At 36.4% G+C, this 25,044-nt stretch carries 29 protein-coding genes and 1 pseudogene; 23 read left to right on the top strand and 7 right to left on the bottom strand.

The features are described 5' to 3' along the window. Positions 1 to 60 precede the first annotated feature (60 nt). Both A8L44_RS14420 and A8L44_RS14415 read left to right on the top strand, forming a co-directional pair. Positions 61 to 1,863, top strand: coding sequence for a S9 family peptidase (locus tag A8L44_RS14420; RefSeq protein WP_066107751.1), 1,803 nt, complete (start codon positions 61 to 63; stop codon positions 1,861 to 1,863). A 97-nt stretch (positions 1,864 to 1,960) separates the two neighbouring features. Continuing rightward, positions 1,961 to 2,164, top strand: a complete 204-nt coding sequence (locus A8L44_RS14415) for a transcription initiation factor TFIIIB (RefSeq protein WP_066107748.1) — start codon at positions 1,961 to 1,963, stop codon at positions 2,162 to 2,164. Between the two features lie 71 nt (positions 2,165 to 2,235). On the opposite strand, the gene A8L44_RS14410 is transcribed toward A8L44_RS14415, so the two are convergent. After that, positions 2,236 to 2,574: a heme oxygenase gene (locus A8L44_RS14410; protein ID WP_066107745.1), complete on the bottom strand. Its 339-nt coding sequence runs from the start codon at positions 2,572 to 2,574 to the stop codon at positions 2,236 to 2,238. 370 nt (positions 2,575 to 2,944) lie between these two features. Between A8L44_RS14410 and A8L44_RS19495 the strand changes: the two genes are divergently transcribed. The 11 genes and pseudogenes from A8L44_RS19495 (at position 2,945) to A8L44_RS14355 (ending at position 10,222) form a co-directional block, all read left to right on the top strand. Beyond that, positions 2,945 to 3,100 (top strand): HNH/ENDO VII family nuclease, encoded by a 156-nt coding sequence (locus A8L44_RS19495; RefSeq protein WP_077248156.1) that lies wholly within the window; start codon positions 2,945 to 2,947, stop codon positions 3,098 to 3,100. A 20-nt stretch (positions 3,101 to 3,120) separates the two neighbouring features. After that, positions 3,121 to 3,582: an SMI1/KNR4 family protein gene (locus A8L44_RS14405; RefSeq protein ID WP_066107742.1), complete on the top strand. Its 462-nt coding sequence runs from the start codon at positions 3,121 to 3,123 to the stop codon at positions 3,580 to 3,582. Positions 3,583 to 3,621: 39 nt separating this feature from the next. Beyond that, positions 3,622 to 3,966 carry a transposase gene (locus A8L44_RS14400; RefSeq protein WP_066107739.1) on the top strand — a complete coding sequence of 115 codons (345 nt, stop codon included), beginning with the start codon at positions 3,622 to 3,624 and terminating at the stop codon, positions 3,964 to 3,966. A 200-nt stretch (positions 3,967 to 4,166) separates the two neighbouring features. Beyond that, positions 4,167 to 4,726: pseudogene (locus A8L44_RS19400) on the top strand (DUF2625 family protein). Between the two features lie 241 nt (positions 4,727 to 4,967). Continuing rightward, a complete protein-coding gene (locus tag A8L44_RS14385) occupies positions 4,968 to 5,639 on the top strand; it encodes a hypothetical protein (RefSeq protein WP_139063864.1) in 672 nt (223 codons plus the stop codon). A gap of 355 nt (positions 5,640 to 5,994) precedes the next feature. Next, positions 5,995 to 6,549, top strand: a complete 555-nt coding sequence (locus tag A8L44_RS18610; RefSeq protein WP_077248154.1) for a DUF2247 family protein — start codon at positions 5,995 to 5,997, stop codon at positions 6,547 to 6,549. A 30-nt stretch (positions 6,550 to 6,579) separates the two neighbouring features. Then, positions 6,580 to 7,146 carry an Imm43 family immunity protein gene (locus tag A8L44_RS14375; protein WP_066107730.1) on the top strand — a complete coding sequence of 189 codons (567 nt, stop codon included), beginning with the start codon at positions 6,580 to 6,582 and terminating at the stop codon, positions 7,144 to 7,146. Positions 7,147 to 7,677: 531 nt separating this feature from the next. Continuing rightward, positions 7,678 to 8,937, top strand: a complete 1,260-nt coding sequence (locus A8L44_RS14370; RefSeq protein ID WP_066107727.1) for a Y-family DNA polymerase — start codon at positions 7,678 to 7,680, stop codon at positions 8,935 to 8,937. 28 nt (positions 8,938 to 8,965) lie between these two features. Continuing rightward, on the top strand, positions 8,966 to 9,304 hold the full coding sequence (locus tag A8L44_RS14365) for a YolD-like family protein (protein WP_066107721.1): 339 nt from the start codon (positions 8,966 to 8,968) through the stop codon (positions 9,302 to 9,304). Between the two features lie 241 nt (positions 9,305 to 9,545). Continuing rightward, positions 9,546 to 9,758: a hypothetical protein gene (locus A8L44_RS14360; protein WP_066107718.1), complete on the top strand. Its 213-nt coding sequence runs from the start codon at positions 9,546 to 9,548 to the stop codon at positions 9,756 to 9,758. A 143-nt stretch (positions 9,759 to 9,901) separates the two neighbouring features. Then, positions 9,902 to 10,222, top strand: a complete 321-nt coding sequence (locus tag A8L44_RS14355) for an iron-sulfur cluster biosynthesis family protein (protein ID WP_066107713.1) — start codon at positions 9,902 to 9,904, stop codon at positions 10,220 to 10,222. 83 nt (positions 10,223 to 10,305) lie between these two features. Here the strand turns inward: A8L44_RS14355 and A8L44_RS14350 are convergent, their stop codons facing one another. Next, a complete protein-coding gene (locus A8L44_RS14350) occupies positions 10,306 to 11,955 on the bottom strand; it encodes a DUF2339 domain-containing protein (RefSeq protein ID WP_066107710.1) in 1,650 nt (549 codons plus the stop codon). Positions 11,956 to 12,244: 289 nt separating this feature from the next. Here A8L44_RS14350 and A8L44_RS14345 point away from each other — a divergent pair, with 289 nt between their 5' ends. From A8L44_RS14345 to A8L44_RS14325, 5 genes are all read left to right on the top strand, one after another. Further along, positions 12,245 to 12,514, top strand: coding sequence for a YesK family protein (locus A8L44_RS14345; RefSeq protein ID WP_066107708.1), 270 nt, complete (start codon positions 12,245 to 12,247; stop codon positions 12,512 to 12,514). Between the two features lie 243 nt (positions 12,515 to 12,757). Then, on the top strand, positions 12,758 to 13,282 hold the full coding sequence (locus tag A8L44_RS14340; RefSeq protein ID WP_066107705.1) for a DUF2199 domain-containing protein: 525 nt from the start codon (positions 12,758 to 12,760) through the stop codon (positions 13,280 to 13,282). Positions 13,283 to 13,525: 243 nt separating this feature from the next. Beyond that, positions 13,526 to 14,329, top strand: a complete 804-nt coding sequence (locus A8L44_RS14335) for a hypothetical protein (RefSeq protein WP_066107704.1) — start codon at positions 13,526 to 13,528, stop codon at positions 14,327 to 14,329. A 419-nt stretch (positions 14,330 to 14,748) separates the two neighbouring features. Then, entirely contained in the window at positions 14,749 to 15,201 is a 453-nt protein-coding gene (locus tag A8L44_RS14330) for a WapI family immunity protein (protein ID WP_139063863.1), read from the top strand. 152 nt (positions 15,202 to 15,353) lie between these two features. After that, positions 15,354 to 15,632 carry a DUF3784 domain-containing protein gene (locus A8L44_RS14325; protein WP_066107697.1) on the top strand — a complete coding sequence of 93 codons (279 nt, stop codon included), beginning with the start codon at positions 15,354 to 15,356 and terminating at the stop codon, positions 15,630 to 15,632. Positions 15,633 to 15,737: 105 nt separating this feature from the next. Here the strand turns inward: A8L44_RS14325 and A8L44_RS14320 are convergent, their stop codons facing one another. Further along, the gene (locus tag A8L44_RS14320) at positions 15,738 to 16,661 is read right to left on the bottom strand and encodes an alpha/beta hydrolase (protein WP_316245991.1); all 924 of its coding nucleotides are present in this window, start codon (positions 16,659 to 16,661) and stop codon (positions 15,738 to 15,740) included. A 132-nt stretch (positions 16,662 to 16,793) separates the two neighbouring features. Next, positions 16,794 to 17,429 (bottom strand): class I SAM-dependent DNA methyltransferase, encoded by a 636-nt coding sequence (locus A8L44_RS14315; RefSeq protein WP_066107690.1) that lies wholly within the window; start codon positions 17,427 to 17,429, stop codon positions 16,794 to 16,796. 181 nt (positions 17,430 to 17,610) lie between these two features. Between A8L44_RS14315 and A8L44_RS14310 the strand changes: the two genes are divergently transcribed. The 3 genes from A8L44_RS14310 to A8L44_RS14300 all read left to right on the top strand — a co-directional run bounded on the left by A8L44_RS14310 (position 17,611) and on the right by A8L44_RS14300 (position 21,418). Continuing rightward, a complete protein-coding gene (locus A8L44_RS14310; RefSeq protein WP_306821548.1) occupies positions 17,611 to 17,853 on the top strand; it encodes a YqkE family protein in 243 nt (80 codons plus the stop codon). Between the two features lie 237 nt (positions 17,854 to 18,090). Next, positions 18,091 to 19,788, top strand: coding sequence for a methyl-accepting chemotaxis protein (locus A8L44_RS19030; RefSeq protein ID WP_066107687.1), 1,698 nt, complete (start codon positions 18,091 to 18,093; stop codon positions 19,786 to 19,788). Between the two features lie 130 nt (positions 19,789 to 19,918). Then, positions 19,919 to 21,418: an aminotransferase class V-fold PLP-dependent enzyme gene (locus A8L44_RS14300; RefSeq protein ID WP_066107683.1), complete on the top strand. Its 1,500-nt coding sequence runs from the start codon at positions 19,919 to 19,921 to the stop codon at positions 21,416 to 21,418. A 54-nt stretch (positions 21,419 to 21,472) separates the two neighbouring features. Here A8L44_RS14300 and A8L44_RS14295 read toward each other — a convergent pair whose 3' ends face one another. Together A8L44_RS14295 and mciZ are read right to left on the bottom strand one after the other, a co-directional pair. Continuing rightward, complete coding sequence (locus A8L44_RS14295) at positions 21,473 to 22,393, bottom strand: aldo/keto reductase (RefSeq protein WP_066107679.1); 921 nt, start codon at positions 22,391 to 22,393, stop codon at positions 21,473 to 21,475. Between the two features lie 64 nt (positions 22,394 to 22,457). Further along, complete coding sequence (mciZ, locus tag A8L44_RS18605; RefSeq protein ID WP_077248152.1) at positions 22,458 to 22,592, bottom strand: Z-ring formation inhibitor MciZ; 135 nt, start codon at positions 22,590 to 22,592, stop codon at positions 22,458 to 22,460. An 80-nt stretch (positions 22,593 to 22,672) separates the two neighbouring features. Between mciZ and A8L44_RS14290 the strand changes: the two genes are divergently transcribed. Next, positions 22,673 to 23,224, top strand: coding sequence for an NUDIX domain-containing protein (locus A8L44_RS14290; protein ID WP_066107678.1), 552 nt, complete (start codon positions 22,673 to 22,675; stop codon positions 23,222 to 23,224). Next, on the top strand, positions 23,225 to 24,400 hold the full coding sequence (locus A8L44_RS14285; RefSeq protein ID WP_066107675.1) for an endonuclease Q family protein: 1,176 nt from the start codon (positions 23,225 to 23,227) through the stop codon (positions 24,398 to 24,400). A 46-nt stretch (positions 24,401 to 24,446) separates the two neighbouring features. Here A8L44_RS14285 and A8L44_RS14280 read toward each other — a convergent pair whose 3' ends face one another. After that, positions 24,447 to 25,016 carry a GNAT family N-acetyltransferase gene (locus A8L44_RS14280; protein WP_066107671.1) on the bottom strand — a complete coding sequence of 190 codons (570 nt, stop codon included), beginning with the start codon at positions 25,014 to 25,016 and terminating at the stop codon, positions 24,447 to 24,449. Positions 25,017 to 25,044: the final 28 nt, after the last annotated feature.

Raw genomic sequence — 25,044 nt, 5'->3', positions numbered from 1 at the left:
TACATAATGTGGGTTAGATTGATTGGGTATCACAAAAAAATGAATATGAGGAGTATGTCTATGTTTACATTTCCAAAGCCAGATGTAGAACAATTGCTGCGAACCGTTTCTATAATTGATTTTGCTGTCAGCCCCGATGAAAAACAGATTATCATCAGTACCAATATAAGTGGAAAATATAATCTTTGGGCGATGAATATGCCTATTGCTTTTCCGTATCGGCTGACCTTCAATGATCAGCCATCTGAGTATTTACTGTATGACCCAAAAGGAAGATTCGTTATAGCTGGCTTTGATCATGACGGTGATGAGAATACTCAATTTTATGCCATGCCGACATATGGCGGTGCCTTGAAGGAGCTAGTTTTTCAAGAGAATACACGTAATTTTCATCCGTTCCTATCAAAAGACGGCGAGCGATTATACTATACATCTACCAAAGAAAATGCGTCCTTCCTCAGTAGCTATTGCTTACAAATGAATACGGGTGAAGAGACGAAAGTATTGGATGGGAACGGAGGCAGTACCATTCTAGCGGAAGTGAGTGAGGATGAATCCGTTATTCTCTATACCAAACAATTTTCTAATACCAATTCTCTTTATTATGTGAAAAAAGCGGATGAACATATCCTGCTGACTCCGCCAACTGATAAGGAGCATACCGTAAGTGATGCTGTGATTGTTTCGGATCAGGAGATCTTTTTAATCACGGATTATGATGCAGATTTTTCTTATTTAGCAAGCTTTAATTTGGAAACTAGGGAGTTTACTAAGCTTAAAGAATTGCCGCTGGAGAGCTTCACCAATCTTACATACGATCAGACAAACAAAATAGTCTATATTACTGCTGAAAAAGGAGTGCGGGATTATTTATACGCCTATCATATTGAGAATCAAGCATGGGTAAAATTGAACCATCCATGTGACCTCCTAACGAAAAAGGTTGTTTCTAATTCTGGTTCCCTTTATTTGCTCGGAAAGAGTTCAAACACACTTGCGAATATATTTAAACAGATTGGTGAGGATGAATGGGTCGCAATTACTGACAATACCCTAGCTGGTATCCAGAAGGAGGAAATAGTAGAACCCGAGATTGTTACGTATCCATCTTTTGACGGTCTTCCAATTGAAGCGTTGTTATATAAAGCAAAACCGGAAAATGATAACGGAGAGACTCTTTTATGGGTCCATGGGGGACCACAGTCTGCAGTACGGAAAGGTTTTGGTCCATTCTTTCAATATGCCTTAGACAATGGATACAGTGTTTTTACTCCTAACTTCCGTGGTTCCACTGGATATGGATTAACATTCACCAAAATGGTGGAGCGTGCCTGGGGTGCAGGAGCCCGATTGGATATTATTGCTGGCCTAGATTGGCTAATTGACCGTGGATATACTAAGAAAGGTGACATCTTCCTAATTGGAGGCAGTTACGGTGGATACATGTCATTGCTTTTACATGGACGCCATGCTGATTACTTTAAGGCAGTGGTAGATATTTGTGGTCCATCCAATTTATTTTCCTTTATTAATTCAGTGCCGGAAGATTGGAAACCAATGATGGATGCTTGGGTAGGTCACCCCGAAAAAGATCGCGAGAAATTGATAGAAGACTCACCTATTACTTATATTGAGCAGATGACAAAGCCAATGCTTGTTATCCAAGGTGCCAATGATCCAAGAGTTGTAAAGGCGGAATCAGACCAAATTGTGGAGACTCTTAAGGAAAAGGGGAGAGATATCTCCTATATGGTCATGGAGGATGAAGGACATGGATTCTCTAAAAAGGAGAATGAAATCGCTGTGTATCGCAGGGTTTTAGCTTTTTTTGAAGAGCATCGTCTTGTGGAAGTAAAATCCTAGCCTAGATTTTCTCGAGCGGCGAAAAGTAATGTACTGGAGTTTGTGGCGTTTTCCTTATGAAGAAAATGAATTGAGATTTTCGAGTGGAGGGACTAACGTGAAGCATTCTAAAGTAAAAGAATGTCCTCAATGTGGTGAGAAAGAGCTGGGAATCGGGAAACATACTGGATATGGAGTCATGTACCCCAAAAATAAAGTGAGTATAGGTTCAGAGATTGAATACATGATTTGCACGGAATGTGGATTTATCATCGAAGGCTATGTAAAAAAGCCGGAGAAATTTAAAGAAACATTTTATTAAAAAGGTAAATCATTTAATTCACAAAATAAAAGGTCTTTCCAAGTGTTTTTGGAAAGACCTTTTAGTATAAATTAGTTTATTGGCGCTGCTTCTTTCACGGATGCTACTCTAAATGTAGTTTGTTGGCTTCCTAACATAGGAGAGTCCTGTTTAGCCTCATCCGGTTTGCCTTCCGGACGTTTGTGCGCTTTTTTGAAGGAATCACTGTTTTTCCAGGCAAGGAAGCTTTCTTCATCCTCCCAGTACATATTGACGCTCATTTCATCATACTCTGTTAGGCCTTCTGTAAGTAAAACCTCTACTTTAACAAATCCTTTGAATTTGTCTAATTCGTTACCGGAAGTGAAACGGCCTGCCATTTTTTCTGCGAAACCTGGTTTGGTTTTAATTTTGTTTTGAACAATAATCATGGAATCATTCTCCTTTTATTTTTATTTTTATTTTTTTGGAAAATATATCAGATTACTTCTTCGAAAATCACTCTTGCACTGCTATTATAACCTTTTTTAGAAGATTCCAAATTAAATATGCTTTTACTTGAGAGGTAGTTGTACAAATCCTGGAATCATCACCTATGAAGTGAGCCATAATAAACGCTCTGTACAGATTTATAGTTAAGTAAAGATTCTTATTCTTATTAGAATGAATGATTTCTGCAACAAAAAGACTGAAATGAGGAGTTTTCCAGACTTACGGATAAGGTTATGGCTGCTTAAACAGCTGTATAAGCAGAATTAGTCTATTAATTGAGCCGATTCCAGCAAGAATAGAGTAAAGTGATTGGGGAAGTCAATCCATATCGCTGGAGACATCATTGAAACAGCATCTGTCCATCAGATATATTATAGTGTACTACACAAAAGAAAAGGTAAGAGTATAATAAACAGACCTGCATTTGATAAATATAGATATAATTATTGGAAATCTCGTAAATAATAGAAAAGGAGTTTGTTGTTATGTCAAACTTAGAAGAAGCCTTTAAGCTTATAGAAAAAGATATCGAATTTGCTGATTTTGTTGGAGGGCTAAGCACAGAACAGATAGATAACTTGCAAGATGAGTTGAATTTAATTTTTCCAGATAGTTATAGAAAGTTTTTGTCGATCTATGGAATGGGTGATATACATGGGGTAGAGATATACGGAGCAGGTAGTGACATTGACAATGATGGTGTACCAAGTGCTATTTGGTATACTAAATTCTTGAGAGAAAGAGCAAATTTACCACTCTACTTACTTCCTGTTTACGAATCTGGATTTGACGGAGAAATTTTTTGCATTGATTGCTCCAATAATAGTAGCAATCCTATTGTTCTGTTTATTGGTGGATTACCAATTGAGGAGCAGGAATTCGAAGTGTACGATGAATCATTTGGGGATTTTTTATATCACTTATTAGTTATGGCGACTGAAGAATAAAGATGGTAAGAATATTATTCGGGAAGAGGAAAGTGGAAAATGAATGAAGATTTTATAAAAGCACTATATAAATCAATTGTCATAGAAAATTTGAAAATATATAACGAGTTGTTTAATACTATCACAGTAAATAAAAATACAGATGAGTATTGGGTTGAGGCTTTAGATTTATATTCTTCTTTATCAGAAGAAAATAAAAAAACATTAATGAAGATAATAAAGCAAACAATGATTGATACTATATCAAATGTTTTAGGAGTTATAGATGGTAATAGTACGTTAGATAATTTTTCAAAAGAGTTGACTCTTTATATAGAGGAAATGGAAAATAATGATGATTTGCAGGATTTGTTTTTAGAATTTATTGAAGATATTAACGAATAATAATTGGTTAAATCCAAATAATGTGTAACTATACAAAGAAAAAATTTTTAGAGAATTAAGAGGATTAAAATATAAGCTATGTAAGTAAAAGAGCATAATACTTTTACTACATAGCCTTTTTTATGGGACACTAGTTTAAGGTGATATGCTAATGGAACAAAAGTGGAATTTGTGATCAAAGATTATATGAGGGGTAATTTATGAATAATTCAAATGATTTGATAGATTCATCTGAAACAACTTTGAGGTTAGTAAAAAGCTGGATAAAAGAATCAAATAACAATGTAACACTCTTTGAGCCCGATTTAAGTATGAATTCAAAAATTCTTTCAAATTACCAATTATCCACAAAGTCAGTGCTGGGAACAATCATTTACTATACAGGTGGTCTGTTGATCGAAGATGGTTGGTTACGATTATTGGGGTCTAGTAGTAAAATGTTGGGGATATTGGTGGAAATGTAGGGAATATATATTATTTTGCACCAGACACACTTGAATGGGAAGATATGGAGATGAAGTGTTCTGATTTTGTACATTGGCTTTGTTATGATGATATAAATTCTTTTTACTTAAACTTTCAATGGACAAACTGGAGAGAAGAGGTAAAGTCGACTGAAGGAAACAAGGGTATCCTAATATATCCTTTTTTATGGGCTGAAGGAGAAGAAATCGACTTTAGAAAAAGATCAATTGTGCCTATTGGTGAGTTGTGGGAATTGAATATCTCAAATAAAATGAAATTAAATGGTCATCTATAAAGTTGATAAAATATTCTATTGAAATGAATTGAAAATATGTTATAGGTAAGGTGTATTGGATAAAGAAGGGAAAGCTACAAATGGGGGGAAAGTTACTCTATCTCATTTGTAGCTTTTTGTATTTCAGAGGATATTATCGCGAAGGTAATCGTTCATATGTTAGCAAAGAATAGTTGTTCAAATGCAAAAGTCCTTACAAGAAAAGAAAATAGACGTAAATCTAATAAATAAGGAGGAGTATATGGAAACAAATCCAGGTATTATAAGTGATTGGAAGTATAAGCAACTATGGGAAGGTTGTATTTTAGCATCTATTGCACATGCTATTATGGTGGAGCAGTTTCCATTTTTATCAAACGAACACTCTTGGGATGATATAAATTATAATGTTCAGGATAGTAATGGAATAAGAGGGACGGTTACCTTTGTAGAAAACAAATTAGTTGCAGCATTTAGAAATGATAATAGAATATCCTCAGACATCGAAGCTTTAAAATATTTTCAAGGTGCGCCCAAAGATATTATAAAAATAGCAAAAGAGGAAACATTACAGTATTTATTAGAAGAAGTTAATGGAACAGTAGTGCCATTAATTACTACTGCGATATGGGGGGATGAAACCGGGCTGCTATCAATTAATACATCGGAGGAGCTATATGAAAACGGTGGTGGAATATTAAAGAGACAATTGATGGATACTAATTCAGCCATTCAATCATGGAAAGAATATTATGAAATGAATGAAGAACAAGTTAACTTATTGGAAAATTTATATCAAAGAAAATTATTAAATCCAGATAAAATCATATATCTATCAGATAGTGAAATAAGAATGATTGGAATAGACGATGAGGAAGGATTATTTGAAAGTAAGGAATCATTTAATGAACTAAATATCGTCTTGGAAATTTAATGTCAAATCGTGTAATAATAAGCCGATGGTAGAATATTTAATCCAAAATGGAAAGGAATTATTTTGGGATAAGAGTAAAAAGAACTGGTCATTCGAATATGGGACGATTAATAGTACCGTGATTATCACAAAAAAATAGCTGAAAAAATGAGTGATAGAGATTTTTTGCTTCGTTTAAAGACCTGAAAAATTATAGACTTGAAGATCCATTTTCAAATAGAAGTAAAAAATTTATGCAAGTTTTGAATGGATTGTAGATCCAGAACCAAAGAAAGAAGGAGTTACTCATCGTAGATTTATTAGGAGTCGGAGTGACAGGTAGGTTAAATGCTGTAAAAAAAGGGTGAAATAATAAATGTATGATATAAAGATTTTTGAAAAATATAAAATCGAATATAATTGGGGAACATTAATGGAAGGAATAAAATTAGGTTGTTTGAATCTCGGAAGTATAAGTGATTTTGCAGAGAGTTTTACATTACGCAATCCAAGTATTATTAGTACTAATTTAGACGAATTATTATGGAAAAAAAACAATAATGATGAACTAATAACTCTAATTACAGAACTATTAGATGAAATTAATTATAGCTATAATCAACAAGATGAGATACGTAAATGGAGATATTGCATCTTAAAAGAAATGGTGGGGGCAACAGAAGACAAAATTCTTCTGTTGGAGAATGTCGATCAAGTGTATAGTGATTTTGATTACCCGGAAGAAATGGAGAGTTCTATCTATTATATGGAGCCGAAGGACGATTATGACCCAACTGCTCATAATAAAAATGACAATATTGATAGACTAATTAGTAACCTAGTCGAATTTTTAGATAGTGAAGAGAGTTATATAAATAATTTAGATAACTCGCACAATGTAGACCAGATAAGTAAGGGGGAAGAGAGATAATAATAAATTTTCAAGCTGGAGGGACAAATAGTGAAATATTATAAATTGCTTAAAGACTATAATAATAAGTTCGAAATCGGTATTACTTGTAACGAAGATTATAATTGGAATAATTACGATTTATCTACAGGGGGATTTGTGGAAAATTGGGGAAAACCTCTGATTTTTGATTATCTTCGTAATGAAGATGAAATTATTGCCGATTATGCTCTTAATGATTTATCATTATTTATTATTTCACCTAAATTCAATACCCTACTATCAAAATTTGCCCTTGATAACATCCAAATGCTTTCGGTTATTCTAAGAAATCAAAAGAGTAATTTATTAATTGAGGATTTTATTATTGCTAATGTATTAGAAGTTGTTGATGCAATTAATTATGAACACTCAACTTATGATGTATTTGATTTAGATGATGACCAAGTGTATAGCTTTGTAAAATATGCGATTAATAGGAATGAAATCTATGGGAAACATATTTTTAAGTTAAAAGGTGCGGAGCAACCAATCTTTATTTCAGAAAAAGTAAAAGATGAAATAGAAAGGCAAGGTATTACAGGATGCGATTTTTTGGAAGTTAAAATTATTGATTAATATATACATACATAATCACTATTTTTACTAGTGTAAATTTTATAGTTAAATAAATTGAAAGAAATAGTGAAATAGCAAGCTACTTCGCGGGTATTGGTTGTCCGCTCATAGTCGCTGTTTTGTGTGATCTTTTGTTACTCCTAAAGCCAGATATTTCATCCCTGTTCCAGAAAAAATAGGGATAGAAGCTATTGATTTTCTACTGGGTGCATTGGCTGTAGACGCACGCTTTGGTAAAATAACTGCTGCTTTATTAGCCGTTATTAAGGTGCTGAATTCTACCTATGTTCACTCTAATTCTCCACAAAAGAATCATTTTAGTAATCTAAAACAGTTTATTTTACGATAAGCTGTTATTTTTTTTGCTGAATTTTAGGGTAATCTATGTCAGTTGTCTTAAAGTATTTGCACGCTTGCATGCTCTTATACATAAATTGTAAATAATTTTCCATTGAACACGAACGTATATTCGCTTATCATTAAGAATATAATAAGGACGAACATATATTCTATTTAAAAGAAGGTTTTAACATGATTGATTACAGTACTTTACCGCATCATTATGTTATGTGCGTGGATATGAAAAGTTTTTTTGCCAGCTGTTCAGCGGTGATGATGGGACTGGATCCGCTTGAATGTTATTTGGCTGTGGTGAGTGATACGGAACGGAGCGGCAGTGTGGTGCTGGCTTCATCTCCCAAAATGAAGAAAGAGTTTGGCATTAAGACAGGCTCGAGATTGTTTGAGATTCCGGATGATCCGCGCATTATAAAGGTTAATCCTAATATGGCTACGTATTTGCGTATCTCTACTGAAATCAGCCGTTTATTCAATCGATATGTACCTAAAAGCGCAATTCATACGTACAGTGTGGATGAAAGCTTCTTAAAGGTGGATGGGACCACTCGTCTATGGGGAGATATCGTAGAAATTGCTGAAAAAATCCAGGATGAAATTGATCGGGAATTCCAGCTTCCATGCGCGATTGGAATCGGTCCGAATATGCTGCTTGCTAAGCTGTGTCTTGATTTGGAGGCCAAGAAAAAAGGAATCTCCCAATGGACCTATGAGGATGTACCAGAAAAATTATGGCCCTTATCCCCCTTGAGCGAAATGTGGGGAATCGGAAAGCCGATGGAAAAGAAGCTGAATGGAATGGGGATTTTTTCAATCGGTCAATTGGCGCGTTATGATCTGGCGACGCTTGAAAAGAAGTTTGGCATTATGGGCAATCAATTGTATCACCATGCCTGGGGTGTTGATTTATCGGATATCAGTGCTCCAATTATGGAAGGGCAAATCAGCTTTGGAAAAGGCCAGGTTTTACTGCGTGATTATAAAAAGCCTGAGGAAATCAAGCATGTTATTCTGGAAATGAGTGAGGAAGTAGCAAGAAGAACACGTGCAAGCGGGATGGCGGGCAGAACCGTCAGCTTGGGGATTTATTATAGCCAGGATGAATTTGGAGGTGGATTTCATCGCTCTATGACAAGAGAAACACCGACCAATATTACGATGGATATTTATGAAATGTGTTTAACCTTGTTTGAACGGTTTTATACAGGCAAAACAGTTAGGAAAATTTCTATTACACTTTCGAATGTTATCCCCGATCGAGAGATGCAAATCAGTCTATTTGACCAGGATAGCTGGCGCAAACGCGAACTTGGCTTTGTGATGGATCGAATGCGTAAAAAATTTGGATCGAATGCGATTTTACGTGCCGTGTCGTATACAGAGGCAGGAACGGCCAAGCATCGAAGTACGTTGGTTGGAGGACATAGAGCATAACAGACAAGTGAAATGGAGGCTGCAGGGAATGATTCGAGATCGCGGAAAAATAAAATGGACATCAATGATGCTGCCTGAACACGTAACAATGCTTAGAGCATGGGCACATGAGGACAGCTATGAAACAAGGAATGAGCTTGATGAACAGCAAGTGGAAGCGATGAATACGATAATTATGGAGGCTTTGGAATATGGGAAGCCTGTGATGATCCGCTATTACCGTACAGCCAGTCGCCGGTACGGTACGGTGGAAGGACATATTCATTATTGCAATGAACAGGCTCAAAAGCTTCATATCGTTGATGAGGACGGAGATGTTTGTTTTGTATTTTATCAGGAAATTATGGACGTACAATTGAAAAATTGATGGCCTGCAATTTGCTATAAGCTTATGCATATGTTGGTTATGGCTCTTCTTTTTTGTTCTAAATAAACTTTACTACCCAATTTTGAGGACATGAAAACGCAAATATTAGACAAAATTCCACAAAAAGTTTACTATGTATATAGACCTAGAAGTAAGAAATATACAGATAATGAATTTTTAACATCGATTTCAGTTCTGATAACTTTGCCATGGGATATCAAAACAAAAGGGGTAAAGAAAAATGGAAAAAGAAAAATATAGCACGATTTATCAAGCACCTTATGGATTAGTTATAGGAGAGTTAAAAAAAGAAATGACTAAAGAAGATGCTGTAGCATTAGGGCAAAAATATTGCTCAGAGAATGGTTTCAGTTATAAAGGTACGTATACTGGCGATGAAGCAGTGGCGGCTTTACAAAGTTTGATACAAAAACATACGAGAGCAGTTCATTAAGCTGAACGTTCATTTTTAAGACATAGAGGCAGTGTTCATTGAATGCTGCTTTTTTTATTTCAGATTTAATTATTAACAGGTTTGCGGGTTAAGTGAAATCGGGAACCTATGAGATAAATAGAGAGAAAGCATGGTGGACAACAGTGGAAATTACATGGACAGACGCAGCATTAGAAAAGGTAAAAGACAAGCTGACAGATCAAGAAGGCGTATTTTGTTTGAAGTATGAAACAGAAGGCTGTGGCTGCGTAGTAAGCGGTGTAACCAATTTATATTTTGTTAAAGAAACTACTTCTCAAGAAGTAAAATGGGAAACCAATGCCTATCCTGTATGGTTAAATAAATATCATGAAATCTTTTTAGATGAAAAGCTTATTATTGATTATTCCAGCAGTACAAATAGCTATCAGCTGAAAAGCCCTAATCAGTATTTAAATCCAATGATGAATGTCATCTTTCAATAGGCTCTATAAGGAGAAAATTCAAAAGGTTCAGTCAGAAATTTTGACTGAACCTTTTTTTAAACGAAAGCAAAGGGAAATCCCACTCATTTTTTTGTATAAAACACCTTAGAAATAAGCAGCCCAATTACGCCAAGTATGATGAATAATATTGCTTTCCAAACTACATCTATACCTGATAGGTCGTAGAAAGTAACTTTTAATAGCGTAATAAACAGGAATATTAAGCCGATGTTTTTCCAAACTTTTTCTTTAAAGTAACTAAATAACCCGTATGTTACTCCAACGATAATGACCCAAGATAATGACAAACCGATATTCTTAATCATTAAAGAAGAATCATCTGTGAAATAGTATGCCATTTTGCTTATAAATATGATCAGTAATACTTCTATTATATAGGGTAAAGTAGATTTCATTATATTTCTGTCGATGATTTTTGTTATTGTTTCTTTTATATAGAGAACAAAGAAGAAGCTGATTATGATCATCCATACAACAAAAGTTTCTAGTGATAGCATGTATCCCGGCTTGTCGAATAATTGTACCAATACGGATAAGAGCAGTATTATGCTAGCTATTGTCCCTAATATACTCTTCCTTATTTGAGCAAAATAGTAAACTAGTACGGCTTGCATGGTAAAGAGGATTAATTTTGATGATGGATCAATCACTATATCGTTTAGCAGTATAAATATGTAGAACATCGAAATAACAAAGAAAATGTTTTTTAGTTCAGTGTGACTTTTATTTTTCACGTAACTAAGCAAAGAGTATACGATGGCCATTATTGAATAGAACGTGTATTGGTAGCTTGGTGTTTGATCAAACACATCAACTCCGATTAAGAGCATGAATAATGAACCGATCGTGATAGCTGGAATATACATATTTTTAACAAATATGTTGTTTGTTTTAAATGTTAAATAAATAATAAAGAAATGCTGAATAGCGATTGTGAGGAACGTTAAGGTTGAAATTTCCCCACTGCCTACTAATCCAAAAAATAATACAGTGAACATAAATGCATAGTTTGCCACATTCCAAGTGATTTTATATTGCCCTCTAAGAGATTCTAGTATTAATCCTATAAATACAGCAGTTTCGTATATATAAAATACATATTCATTCCCTTTGTCTCCTGCAAATAGGAAAGGGTAAAAATAAGCACCTACTCCTATAATGGTAAGCAAGGATTGAGATTTGTATTTTCTCGATAGATAAACTCCTATATATATTCCGAGCGCTAATAAACATACAGTCACATAGAATGGGATAATGTGGTACAAAACATTACCGGAGAAGACAGATATAAGATAAACAATTATACTTCCGCCTAACAATACTATTCCTAACGTATTCTTTGCCTTTTTATATTGCTTTTCTCCAATGATATATAAGAATCCAGCTAATAAGAAACCAACTATTACACGAACCACGGGATTTATCCATCCGTTTTCAGATGCTGCCATAAAAGCCCAAATAACTCCTAAAATAAAAACGAATATAAATATTCTAGGTAACCAAGTTGAGATCATAGATTCAAAGCTGATTAATTCTTTTTCTGGTTTTATTTCAGGTTTTTTGATATTTCTTTTTATCTCAACTTTTTCACTTTTGTTTTCCACATTAAGATTAACTTCATTATGTATGGTTCTTAACTCTTTTTTTAACTCCACTAACTCTTCTTCCATATATCTTATTCGTTTGGATAAATCATAAATTTTATCGTCCAACCATTCCGCCTCTTCTCTGTTTAATCATTTACACACCTCTAAACTCAGAATTTTCAGTATCTCATTTCCCTTATTATACCAGTATTTTTTCTGTAAACATATGCTAAAAGGAGGTGGGTATTAATAATTCAATCTTTATGTTATTTACGTTTCGAATCCTAATATGTTTATTTAAATTTTCCCTTTTTCACTAAATAGGTCTAAGAGTATGGAAAAAACAACTTTAAATATTCAGATTATTGTGTTAGTATTAATCATCTTTAAAATGGAATTTTATAGGAGGTTTGTTATGTTAGTCTTTGTCCCGGTTGGTTTAGGTGTAATTATTGGCATTATTTTTATTGTTATAACTTATTTTCTTAAGAAATATCAAAGCGCTTATACAAAATTGCCCCCTTTTTTATCCTTACTAACTTCTGTTGTGATTTTCATCATCAGCTTTCAAGTAAGGGGTTTTGAAGGTGCTGCATATGGAATACTTGCAATTACTCTTTTATTTTTCACACCGTTTATCTTTGCTATGTCTTCTATAGGCAAAAAAAAGGATGCATTCTTGTAAACAATGATTAACAGTTTTATCAATAAATTGTTAGACGTTGAGAATAAATGTATTTAAACAAACAGGGCGTTGATTTAAGAAGAATTAATGCCTTTTTGTGTTGAATTTCTAATGGAAGTAGGGGCAGGTGAGCTCTAAAGGGACTATGATAAAATTACAATAATAAATGTATATAAAAACCAATTAAGGTTTTAATCCGGGGAGATAAAGTTAATCGAAAACGATTTTATGGGGGATATTTAAATGAGTAAATATAATGAAGGTTATTTATGTGGCTGCTGTGGAAAGTTCCACGATGAGCTCCCTATGAGCTATAGTAGCCCTGTTCCTGACTATTGCTACGATATACCGTTAGAAGAACAAGAAGAACGGATTGAAATGAATGAAGATTTGTGCATAGTGAACGATGAACATTTCTTTATACGTGGATGTATAGAAATTCCTGTGAAAGACGGAGATGGACCGTTTATTTGGGATGTCTGGGTTTCATTGAGTGAAACAAATTTTAATAAAACAATTGAATATTGGGCTGTGGAAGGAAGAGAAGATAAACTAGAACCGATGTTTGGTTGGTTATCAACTGATATTTCTTGTTACCCCAATACAGTAAATTTAAAAATAAATGTACACACTCGACCACTTGGAATCCCCCCTTACATAGAGATGGAACCAACTAACCATCCCTTAGCTATTGAACAAAGAAAAGGTGTAACAATGGAACGTATAAAGCAGGTTGCTGAAGAATTATGTAATGAAGAGGAACAATAATACCTCATTCTAATTCAGCTGACGGAGGCATTGATTCAAGAAGGTCAATGCCTTTTTATAATGGGCTTATAATTGGATTGGTAAAGATCAACGAAGTATCAAACAAATAGGGCGTAATAAAAGAACTCATAAGATAGGATATCAAAGGAGATTCTAAATAATAGAATTGCTTTTTTCGACATGGACAAATTTTCAGAGCTAGTATTTACCAAAATGGTAATTATATTTAAGGAGATGTGATAAATGCTTGGTATTTTACTTTTGATTTTGGGCTTGGCGGCGTATCTATATTTTAAGCGTCAAAAAGAAAGCCCAGTAAATCGAAATCAACAAACGACGCGTGAGGCTGAACCAATAAAACAAGAAACTATACAGACCGTTATGCCGCCAAAAAATGAGACTGCACAAGACGCTGAAATCTTAAAACAAGAGCAAGCGCCCGTTGTATCTATTGAACCTGTTGAACAATCAAGCCCGGTTGAAAAGCTGGAAAAAGAAACCGTTACCGTTACATTTTCAGATGGAACAACTAAGGAATATAACCTTAACTTAACACTTAATGACAGCCATATTTGCTTGTTATCTGACGGCGGGAAAACGTATCATACACACGTTAATTGTTTTAAGAACTGGCCTGCCGAATATCAAGAAAATTTTAAAGGATGGAAAGCAATAGCAACAGATGAAGCAGAAAAAATGGGCTACAGAAAATGCAAATATTGTAATGAAGCTGATAGAACAGAATGGGACTATTACAAGGACACTAAACCCCTTAAAACTTTCACTGTCACTCATAGGGATGAATTTGCTATTACAGAGATTTATAACGTAGGTAATGAAGTAAATACGGGCTATGATTTTGAAAAGGACAAAGACACGTTAGAAATAGACTATGAAGAAATTTGTTATATGCCAAAAAGCGCAAGAGATTTCTTTGATGAGAATTACGGCGATTATAAAATGTTTGTATTAGATGTGTATGAAAATGACAATGGAAAAGTGAAGCTTAAGATTGGAATATTTGAGGAATTAGGGAAAAATAATTGATGATAAAGTATAAAACCGCCTAATGGATAGGCGGTTTTATTATATGTAAGGCGAGGGTATCCTTAACGGGTTCTGTTGTGTAATACAAAAATGAACCTATTTCTAAGGTAAAGAAGTATAGTTATTAATTTTAGATATACATCGAGCTTCTAAAGTGTTAGATAAGAACAGCCCATATCTCTTATGGTTAAGTAAAGTCGATATTTTGATTTTTACATATGTTTAATTAACTAAGGGATATGATATAGAACTTTGTAGAATATGAAAAATCAGAAGAAGTTTTTAATTTCTATACCAATAGATTAGATGAAAAGGGACGATAGATAGTGGAGAGTTGCATTAAAACGAACTGGAGCATAGATCTAGGGAGGATTAATGTTCTTTTCTGTTGAACTCTTAAGGAAGAAATGGAATTCGCAATGGTTATTATTGAACATGAGCTTTCTGGGAAACGAGTTGAAACTATGAATGGTTTTACTGTTAAAGGCAATCAAGGCTTTATCCGAATTGAATCACAAAATATAAGTGGTTTTCCTGAAGATACAAGTCATTTTGGTGGTTATGATGCTGTGGGCATCGTTGAAATTAAGAGCGGAAACTATTATGTCTTAGGTGAATTGTGGTTTACGACTGGGGATATATATAAGTTTTATAAGCAATTAGATAAGTGCTATCGTGAACTTAAAGGAATGGCTACTTTTTGGAATTACGAAACTTCTCTTAAATTAGAGGTTGTATTCAATCAAATGGGGCAAGTTGTTTTACAAGGTTACTTTAAGGAAAAAGCACATATGGAAAATGAATTACACTTTGAAATGGAATGTGACCAAACTTTTTTATCCTCAATATTAGAGGACTTGAGATCATGTTGACCATTACGGAAATACAAATGGAATAAAAAAGTAAGTTCTTATCTTACTTAGGGCATTGTTCTAATATCAGGAGCTGTGTAGGGGCAGGTTAGCGAAAGAAATAATTATTATAAGATATATAATACAAACGCCGTATAAAAGGAGGAGAAATGATGGAGCTTTTTGTTGGTCTTATCACTGCAGGGTTTCATTTTTTGCTTGCTTATATCATTTGGGGAAAGGGGAAAGTGCATATTTTAGCAGGATATGTGGAAGGTCAAGTTAAAGATAAAAAGAAACTTTCAAAGTATGCGGGCATATTATTTATTGGCCTTGGCATTATATCTGTTTTTTTCCCTTTGGTTCCGGACAGTTTTTTCTATTATGTATTTGCATTATATATTTTATGGCTTTTGATTGGTATTGTTGTTATCAATGTCAAAATAAAATAGAACATATCAACCTTATAATACGAATGGGGCTTTAGTAGAATAACGAGTTAATTGAATAATAGCAAAAATGATCCTTACGAAAACAGCCATTAAAAAAGTGCCACCCTAAAAGAAAGGGGGCACATGTGCTTTAAGAAAAGAATCGATTACTTTTTCATAAGCTTCAGGATTCGTATTATAGGATTGGGCGTGTTGGCCTTTTTCGGCTAGGTACAGCTGTTTCGGTCCTTTTTTGTGTTCATATAATTCCTCGCTCATGGTTGAGGGAATATACGCATCCTCTAAACTATGGATAAAAAGAACAGGGCTTTTTATATTCTCTACTGCCTTTAAAGGAGAAACTTCTCTAAATGAATAGCCATCTCTCCGTTTAAGCCACCAATCCCCAAAGGGGAGAACCATCCATTTTGGAAGATGGAAGTCTTTTTTTAGGCGGTAAGCTATTTGCTCGGAGAATTCGGAGAATGGACAATCCGCTATGTAAAAATCAGCTCCATCCTCAACGGTGCCGGCATATAGTAACAGGGTGACCGCACCCATTGATTCACCGTGGATGCCAAGCAAAATATCATGACCCTTTTGAGCCTTTAATTCTTCTACAATAGCGGCAAGATCATCTTTTTCATAATATCCGTAGCTGCTTGTTTTTCCTTCCGAATCACCATGGCGGCGATGATCATAAATGACGGTGTTAAATCCTTTTTTTGCAAATAAATTGACATAGCGAATCGAATTCCACTTATTTTCAGTGATTCCGTGCGCAATGATCATCCATTTTTTTGATTCCTTATGTGGTTCTGCAAATATAGCATGAATCCGGTATCCATGTTTGGATTGAATCCATTTCTCCTCCTGAGGCAGTTTTTGAAAGGAAGCAGTGTCAAAACGGCCTGCCTCGATTTCACGTTTCCGAACGACCTCAACATCTTTTCGTTTCATATACATCAGCATGTTAGAGAAGAATACGCCAATTCCGATTATGTATGCAATCATGACACCGAAGATAAAATACCATCTTTTCTTTTTCAAATGAAACCCTCCGAAAAACACATTATCATCCTTTAGTTTACCATTCTGCAGAGAAAACAAACATTGAAATAATAGGCAGATTCACAAACGAAAAAACCCTATATTGCTATAGGGATAGATGCTATTGTTTAATTATTGTTTAGTGGCATGCATGAGCCAGACAAATGTATTTAGCTGCTCAAATGTTACATGAAATTGATGCTTTTCCAGGATTGATTTCAAGTAAGGGATCGTCGTGTAATATTCAGTTCGTAAATCCTCTGCTAATCGATCGAAATTGTTGCGCTCAGCGTTATCAATGACCGCCTGCTGATCCTCTTTCGTTAAAAACATCGTATCCGCAAAAACGATTTTTCCGCCTGGTGTTAGAAGATTGGAGTATAGAGCAAAAGCTTTCTCTTTTTCCTCATCGGTTAAATGGTGAAAGGCATAGGTGCTTACAAATGTGTCGACTCCATTTTCAACCGGAAAGTGAAAGAAATCACCGTCTACAATTGATAAGGATCCGAGCTTTTTCTTTGCCTTTTTTCTCATTTCTGTGGAAGGCTCAATTCCGAGAACTTGGTTTCCTTTTTCCAGTAGCCGTGCAGTCAAATTCCCTGTTCCGACTCCGAATTCGATTACAGAGCCATCCGCATGGGATGCAACTGTTTCTAGGATTTGTTCATAATGTAAAAAAACATCGGTATATTGGTCATCAGAACCGGATACCGTTTCATCATAATTAGCAGCCCATTCATCAAATAGCTGGTCAAATTCTCTGCCCATCATACCCCTCCTTTAGTTCCTAATAAATCATATCATATTTATATGAATAATATGGTATAAAGTTACAATTTTTACCTTAAATAGGAAAAAGGAAATAGAGGCTATTAAAAAGTATTAAAACCATACCTGACTTAATTTGACTGACCCATTATAATAGAAAGAAAAAAGGAGCTAATATCCGATGATGAAACATAAACCATCCAAGAAAAACGATGATGGCTCAATTAGCTTGGGAGATCTGCTAAATCAAGATATTTTGAGCCAATTGCAGAATAAAAAAGGTGAATTAAAGGAAGAAGAGCAACGTCGAATACAGCAAATGGAAAAACAAAAGCGTGAGGAACGAAAACGCCGCGAGAAAAATAAAAGCTTTGAAGAGCTATTAAATGAGAGCAATCTGAACTGGAAGCAGTTTAAGGGATAAAGGAAGGGACCACCCTAAATGTAATGCACTCTTAAAAGGAAGTTGAACACTACCTTTTCGAGGCACTGCAAAGCAGGGTGGTCTTTTTATTTGTATAAGTAAATAGTTCTAACCACTATTTACCATTATTTCTGCAAAAAATTATAGGTTTCTCCACAAAATGGTTACATATTACGCAGAACTGGCCGATATAGATAACGGGAAGATATATCGGGAATTTTTGGAGGAATTTTAGAGATGAATATCAGGCGAAAAATTGTTATCACTTTTATCAGCGTTACTGTTTTAAGTTTAATAGTAGCTGCTGTTCTCGCTTACAATCTGTATTCGAATGAAAAGCGCATTCAGGAAATAAATAAGAGTTCCTTAGAGATTGTACTACTAACAGATCAAATGAAAGTCAATGTTATTCAGGTGCAGCAGGTATTCAAAGGAATCAGTGCTACGAAAGGCTCGGACACGATTGATACTTATTCGTTGGCTGATACGTATGCAGAAGAATTTAAGAATCATGCCGAGGATTTAAAAAAACTGGGTGTATCATCCGGAAAATTGGATTCATTAGCAGATTCCTTTACCGAGTTTTATCAATCCGGGCAGCTAATGGCTGAGAGTTTCACAGAAAAGGGGATAGAAGCTGGTAATGAGCCTAAGGTGATCTTTACTCAATTTGAACAAACTATGGAACAGCAGCTTGGTGACTTACAGAAACAGGCTGTTGATGGAATTCATAAGGATATAAATCAATTGACAGAGCAGACGAGAAAGGCCTTAACGACTGCGTTAACGGTTTTTGTTATGAACCTAGCGATCGGCTACACCATGGTTTATAGAGTGACACGTCCGGTTACTCGGGGAATAGAGAAGTTATCTAAACAAGTCATGTTGATTGCCAAGGGAAATTTAACAGAACCAATTGTTGCAGAAACAAAGGATGAAATCGGCACACTTGCGAGTGGAATGGAACAAATGCGTACAGAGCTTGTGTACTTAATAGGTGCCATCAAGGAATCATCTGATAAAATCCATGCCAATACCGTTAAGATGGCAGAGGGTACTCAGCAAACCGGTGTGGCTGCTGATCAAATTGCCACCACTGTTTCGTATATCGCATCTGGAATTGATACTCAATCACATAAAGCTAACCATATCTTTGAGACAATGGTGAATATTACAAAACAGGTTGAAACAGGGACTTATTTTACAAAAGAAACATTGGGCAATGCAGAGGAATCATCACTTATAGCAAGGGATGGACAAGTGATGATTCTCGAAGGACTGCAGGTATTAGTAGCACTTGGTGACGATATTGCTCATGCCAACGAACAAGTGAAGCATTTAGGCGAACGAGCAAATGAAATTGAAAATATAATTCGGTTTATTACAGATATTTCGGCCCAAACGAACCTATTGGCTCTGAATGCAGCTATTGAAGCCGCAAGAGCGGGGGAGCAAGGGAGAGGCTTTGCAGTAGTGGCAGATGAAGTACGTAAGCTGGCCGAACAGACAAATAAAGCTACTGAAGAGATCAAGGATTTAATTAATAAAATTCAAAAAGACACATTTAACACGATGAACGTTATGGAAAATAATTTAAATCAGTTCCGTACTCAGGTTGAAACAGTGATGGAAGGCAGCAGTACACTGACAATCATAAATGAAAAGGTTGGGTATACAAAGAATCATTTAGAGAAATTAACTGAGTCCTTTCAAATGATTAATGAAGATGTTAAAAGAGTTGAGGGCATGATTGAAGAGACATCCACAACCATTCAGGAATCAGCGGCTTCTGCTGAAGAAGTTTCTGCATCCGCAGAGGAACAGAATGCGATGGTAAAAGAGACAGCAGAATATGCTAATGGACTTGCTCAAATTACAAATGAACTTATTGCTCTGACAGGGAAATTTAAAACTGAGAAATCAATGGAAGAATAATGGAAGGCCCTCATCACTGAAAAGTGATAGGGCTTTTTTGTAAGAAAGTACTATTTTCTCCACGGCAATAACCAATAGGCTTTTTATTCATATACTGTTACTGACTTATGCAGATAGAAGGTGAACAGGATTGCTGAGGGCAAGAATTGGAAATCATCAGCGAGAATGGTTTGGAGAGCTGGAGCAATATTTCCATGATTTTCGCAAATACATTATAGGAAATGACAAAACGTTTTCAACCCCATACGGAGAAAAGCCGATTATATATGCGGACTGGACAGCAAGCGGAAGATTATATAAACCGATAGAGGATAAAATCACGAAGGAATTTGGACCGTTTATGGCAAATACCCATACGGAATCAAACCAAACCGGCTCATTCATGACGAATGCGTATCATCATGCAAAGAAAATCATAAAAGAGCATGTAAACGCTGGTCCGGATGATGCGATTCTCCTTGATGGCTTTGGAATGACGTCGGTCATTAACAAATTTCAACGTATACTTGGCTTGCGCATACCAGAAAAATGGGAATCGAGGCTTGAACTAAAGCCTGAGGAAAGACCGGTTGTATTTATTACCCATCGGGAACATCATTCCAACCATACCTCCTGGCTTGAGACGATTTCCGATGTAGTTATCGTGGAACCTGATCAAAAAGGGAATGTCAGTCCGGAGCAATTAGAACGGCAGTTACAATCCTATTCAAACAGACCGTTGAAAATCGGTGCTTTTACCGCATGCTCCAATGTAACCGGACTCATTACTCCATATCATGAACTGGCAAGCGTGATGCATAAGCACGGTGGTATCTGTGTGATAGACTTTGCTGCATGCGCTCCATATGTAAATATCAATATGCATCCCGAGAATCCTGCAGAACAGCTGGATGCGATTTGTTTTTCTCCGCATAAATTCCTGGGCGGACCCGGTACGAGTGGTGTTTTAATTTTTAATAAAAATTTGTATCACAACCACATACCTGATCATCCTGGCGGCGGCACTGTCAATTGGACGGATCCGTGGGGAAACAAAAGCTATTATGAGGATATTGAAACGAGGGAGGACGGTGGAACACCAGGAATCCTGCAATGCATTCGAATAGCATTATGTATAAGGCTAAAGGAGGAAATGGGGGTAGACAATATGTTGGCAAGAGAGAAAGAATTGCTTTCCATCCTTCTTCCGGGATTGTTATCCATACCTGAAATTAAGGTTCTCGAACCAGAGAAAGAAGAACGATTGGGTATTATTTCATTTATGATTCCGGGGGTACACTATAATCTGATTGTTAAACTATTAAATGACCGGTTTGGAATTCAGGTACGGGGCGGATGTTCCTGTGCGGGAACGTATGGGCATTATTTATTGGGAATCTCCAAGGAGAGTTCCCAACAAATCATGGAATTGGTTGATCAGGGCAATTTAGAGGTTAAACCTGGATGGATTCGATTTTCCATTCATCCAACCATGACGAATGCGGAAGCCTACCAATTTATTTCAGCCATGAAATGGATTGTTGACCATTTCGAAGAGTGCCAGCAGGATTATGTGTATGATTCAAAAACGAATGATTATTTTTATTGTGATTACCAACGGGAAGATTTCGACTGGTTATTCTATGTATAGGATAAAAATAAGAAAAGGAATCAGGCTATTTAGATGAAATAGCCTGACTCCCGTTTAATCGCGATGTGTCTCATATTTATTTGCTTTAGTTAAGGAGCGCAATAGTTCCAGCTCTTCGGCTGCTAACGGTTTGCTGTTTATAGCCTTTATATTTTCAAGTAATTGTTTTTCGCTGCTTGCCCCAGGGATCACAGCAGCTACCGCTTTAGAAGAGAGGATATATTGTAAAGCCAGTTCATTCATGGAACGGCTCGCTATTTTTTCTTGAATGGATGGAAGCAGAGACTCTAGCTCCTCATATGTATAGTCCAAATATCCATTTTCGCGGATAGAATCGGAAGCTTTATTTAACATTTCCTCTGTTAAAAGGCCTTTTGCTACAGGACCTCTGGCAATGATGCTGATTTGATGCTCCTCCAGTAATGGCATCCATTCCTCCGGTCTTCGATCGAGAAGACTGTATTGCATCATGACCGATATGATACTTGAGTGGTTTGCAAATTCCTTGATGACATTGGGACGGATGGAGGAAATGCCGTACTCACATATATAGCCTTCTTTCTTTAATTCTTCAAAGGCGGAAATGGTTTCATCCAAGGGATCGTCTATTGTACCGCCATGAAGCTGGTATAAATCGATATAATCGGTCTGTAAACGCTTTAGGCTATCCTTTACGGCCTGCTTAATATAGGTTCGCGAAGGGTCCCAGGACCATGAAGTTTTCTCGTCATTCCATCTGTTACCTGCCTTTGTAGCTAATATCAGGTTCTGTCGATATGGTTTTAACACCCTTCCGACCATTTCCTCATTAAGGCCAAAATCATACAAATCGGCTGTATCAAAATAGTTGATTCCGTGTTCGATAGCTGTCTCCAGTATTAGTCGGGCTTGTTTTTCGTCTTTGCCGAGAGACATGCATCCTAGTCCCATCTCCGTAACATATAAGTCAGATTCTCCAATTTGTCTCTTTTTCACAGGAAATCTCCTTTCGCTATTACAGTGTGTCTTTTCTTTATTGTAATGGAAGGAGTTAAATCCGTCATTTTATTTGCCGAGCGGCCTGCAGCCAGTCCGTAACATACACATATTGATTGCTATATTGCTTTAATTTCTCTTTTACTTCCCAAGCTTTTCCGCTCAAAATGATTTGATTGTCACTGATCCATATTTTCATAACGCACCCCTTTGGACATGCTATATGGTAAAATGTATGAACAGAGGAATGCTTTTTAGAACAAAAGGAGAGATTTAACGATGTACAAATATGAAGAGAAAACGATCAAATCAGAACCTATTTTTAAAGGAAGAATTTTAGATGTACGTGTGGATGAAGTGCTTCTTCCGAATGGAAAGACGTCGACCAGAGAATTAATTAAACATCCTGGAGCGGTCGCAGTGATTGCCGTTACAGATGAAAATAAGCTCGTGCTTGTTGAGCAATACCGTAAGCCGATGGAAAAAGCGTTAGTTGAAATTCCTGCCGGTAAATTGGATGCCGGTGAAGATCCAAGAGATTGTGTGGTTCGCGAGATGGAAGAGGAAACCGGATATGCCTGCGAGTCCATTGAACATATTATTTCCCTCTACACATCGCCTGGATTTGCAGATGAGATTGTACATATTTACCTGGCTAAGGGTCTTTCTAAAAAGGAAGATGCAAGAGGCCTTGATGAGGATGAATTCGTGGACTTGATGGAAGTCACATTAGAAGAGGCTTTGGAACTGATTAAAGAAGAGAGAATTCAGGATGCCAAAACAGCCTATGCGGTTCAATATTTACAGCTCCAAGAGGCACAGTCTAAATAAATGAAGACATATTACGCGGATTTTCATATTCATGTGGGGAGAACGAAATCTGGGAAGCCTGTCAAAATTACAGGAGCGCGGACCCTAACGATTTCAACTATTCTTGAATATGCTGCGACAAGAAAAGGACTCGATATGGTTGGGGTCATCGACTGCCATGTTCCTGAGGTGATAGAAGAACTTGAGGGGCTCATGGCAAAAGGAGAGATGAAAGAACTCGAGGGCGGCGGTCTTCAACATAAAGACGGTACCGTTTTGATTCCTGGGAGTGAGATTGAAATCAATGATGCAAACTGCAAAGGGCCCATTCATGTGCTGGCTTATTTTCCTACTCTTGAAAAAATGAAGCTGTTTTCGGAATGGTTTGCAACGAGAGTTAAAAATAATACTCTCAGCTCTCAGCGTATTTATGAGAGTGCTACCGTATTGCAGAAAAAAGTAAAGGATTTGAGCGGGTTATTTATCCCTGCACATATTTTCACTCCCCATAAAAGTTTGTACGGCAGAGGGGTCTTAAAGAGCCTAAACGAGGTTCTGAATCCAGACTGGATTGACGCTGTTGAGCTGGGGCTCAGTGCTGATACGACAATGGCATCCAAGTTAAGCGAGCTGAACCGCTATCCCTTTTTAACAAATAGTGATGCACATTCGTTGCCAAAGCTGGCTCGTGAATATCAAAAACTGTTGCTGCAGGAGCCTAACTTTACCGAATGGCATAAAGCACTTCAACAAGAAGAAGGACGTGCCATTTTAGCTAATTACGGACTGAATCCGTATTTAGGTAAATACCATGAAACAGTTTGCGAGAATTGCGGCGAAACTCTAGCTGTGTATTCAGAGCGCTGTCCTTATTGCGGCTCTAATCAGGTGACACGTGGAGTAGCTGAACGTATCAATGATCTTGCAGATGCAGAGCTGGGAGATGTTCTGCAAGAGAGACCGCCTTATATTCATCATATCCCGCTTGAGTTTATTCCAGGGCTAGGACCGAGAACATTGGATAAATTAGTAGCTGGTTTTGGTTCAGAAATGGCTGTCATCCATGAAGCCAGCCTGGAGGAGCTAAAGGGGCTAGTTCCTGAAAAAATAGCCATGCTCATCTATCAGGCACGGGGTGGTACATTGTCTCTGCAAAAAGGCGGAGGCGGTATTTACGGGAAGATTATTACGGATTAATGGAGAAAAAGGGCAGTGAATAGCATTCACTGCCCTTTTTTCTATTTTACAAATCACTTCTTATTTTAGAGAAAATGCATGTATCACGAAGGGAGGTACCTGTAGAATCATAGCTGTCGTGTCTTAATGTCCCTTCAAGAGTGTAACCCAGTTTTTCAGGAATCCGTCTGGAGTTTATGTTTTTTGAATCACAGCGAATTTCCACCCGGTTAGCTAGTAATTTATCGAATGTGAAGTTCGTCAATAATTCAACAGCCTCTGTCATATATCCTTTTTTAGTGTAACGAGAATCCATCCAATATCCGATCTCGAACTTTCTTGTTTCCCAATTCATTCTATGTAGTCCGGTGGAACCAAGGAAAATATTATCTTCTTTTCTCATCACATATAGACGTATATCTTCTCTTAAAATAAACTCTGCCTGTGCTCTTCGTAAATTGTCCTCTGTCTCCTCTAATGTCTGATCTCGATTAGCCCAGGGCATCCAGGGTTTTAAATCTTCTTTTGAAGCCAATATGGCATCATGGACCATAGGCCCGTCTCCCGGCTTGCAAGAACGCAAATAAATTCGGCTTCCATCAAGTTTTTCTGGTATGTCCATCAGGATCGGATTCATGCCAATCTCCTCCTTTTATGTAAATTAA

This window comes from Bacillus sp. FJAT-27986 (assembly GCF_001685035.1).
Lineage (GTDB): Bacteria > Bacillota > Bacilli > Bacillales > Pradoshiaceae > Pradoshia.
The sequence above is the reverse complement of the archived record's forward strand: the minus strand, read 5'-3'. Positions and strand labels throughout refer to the sequence as shown.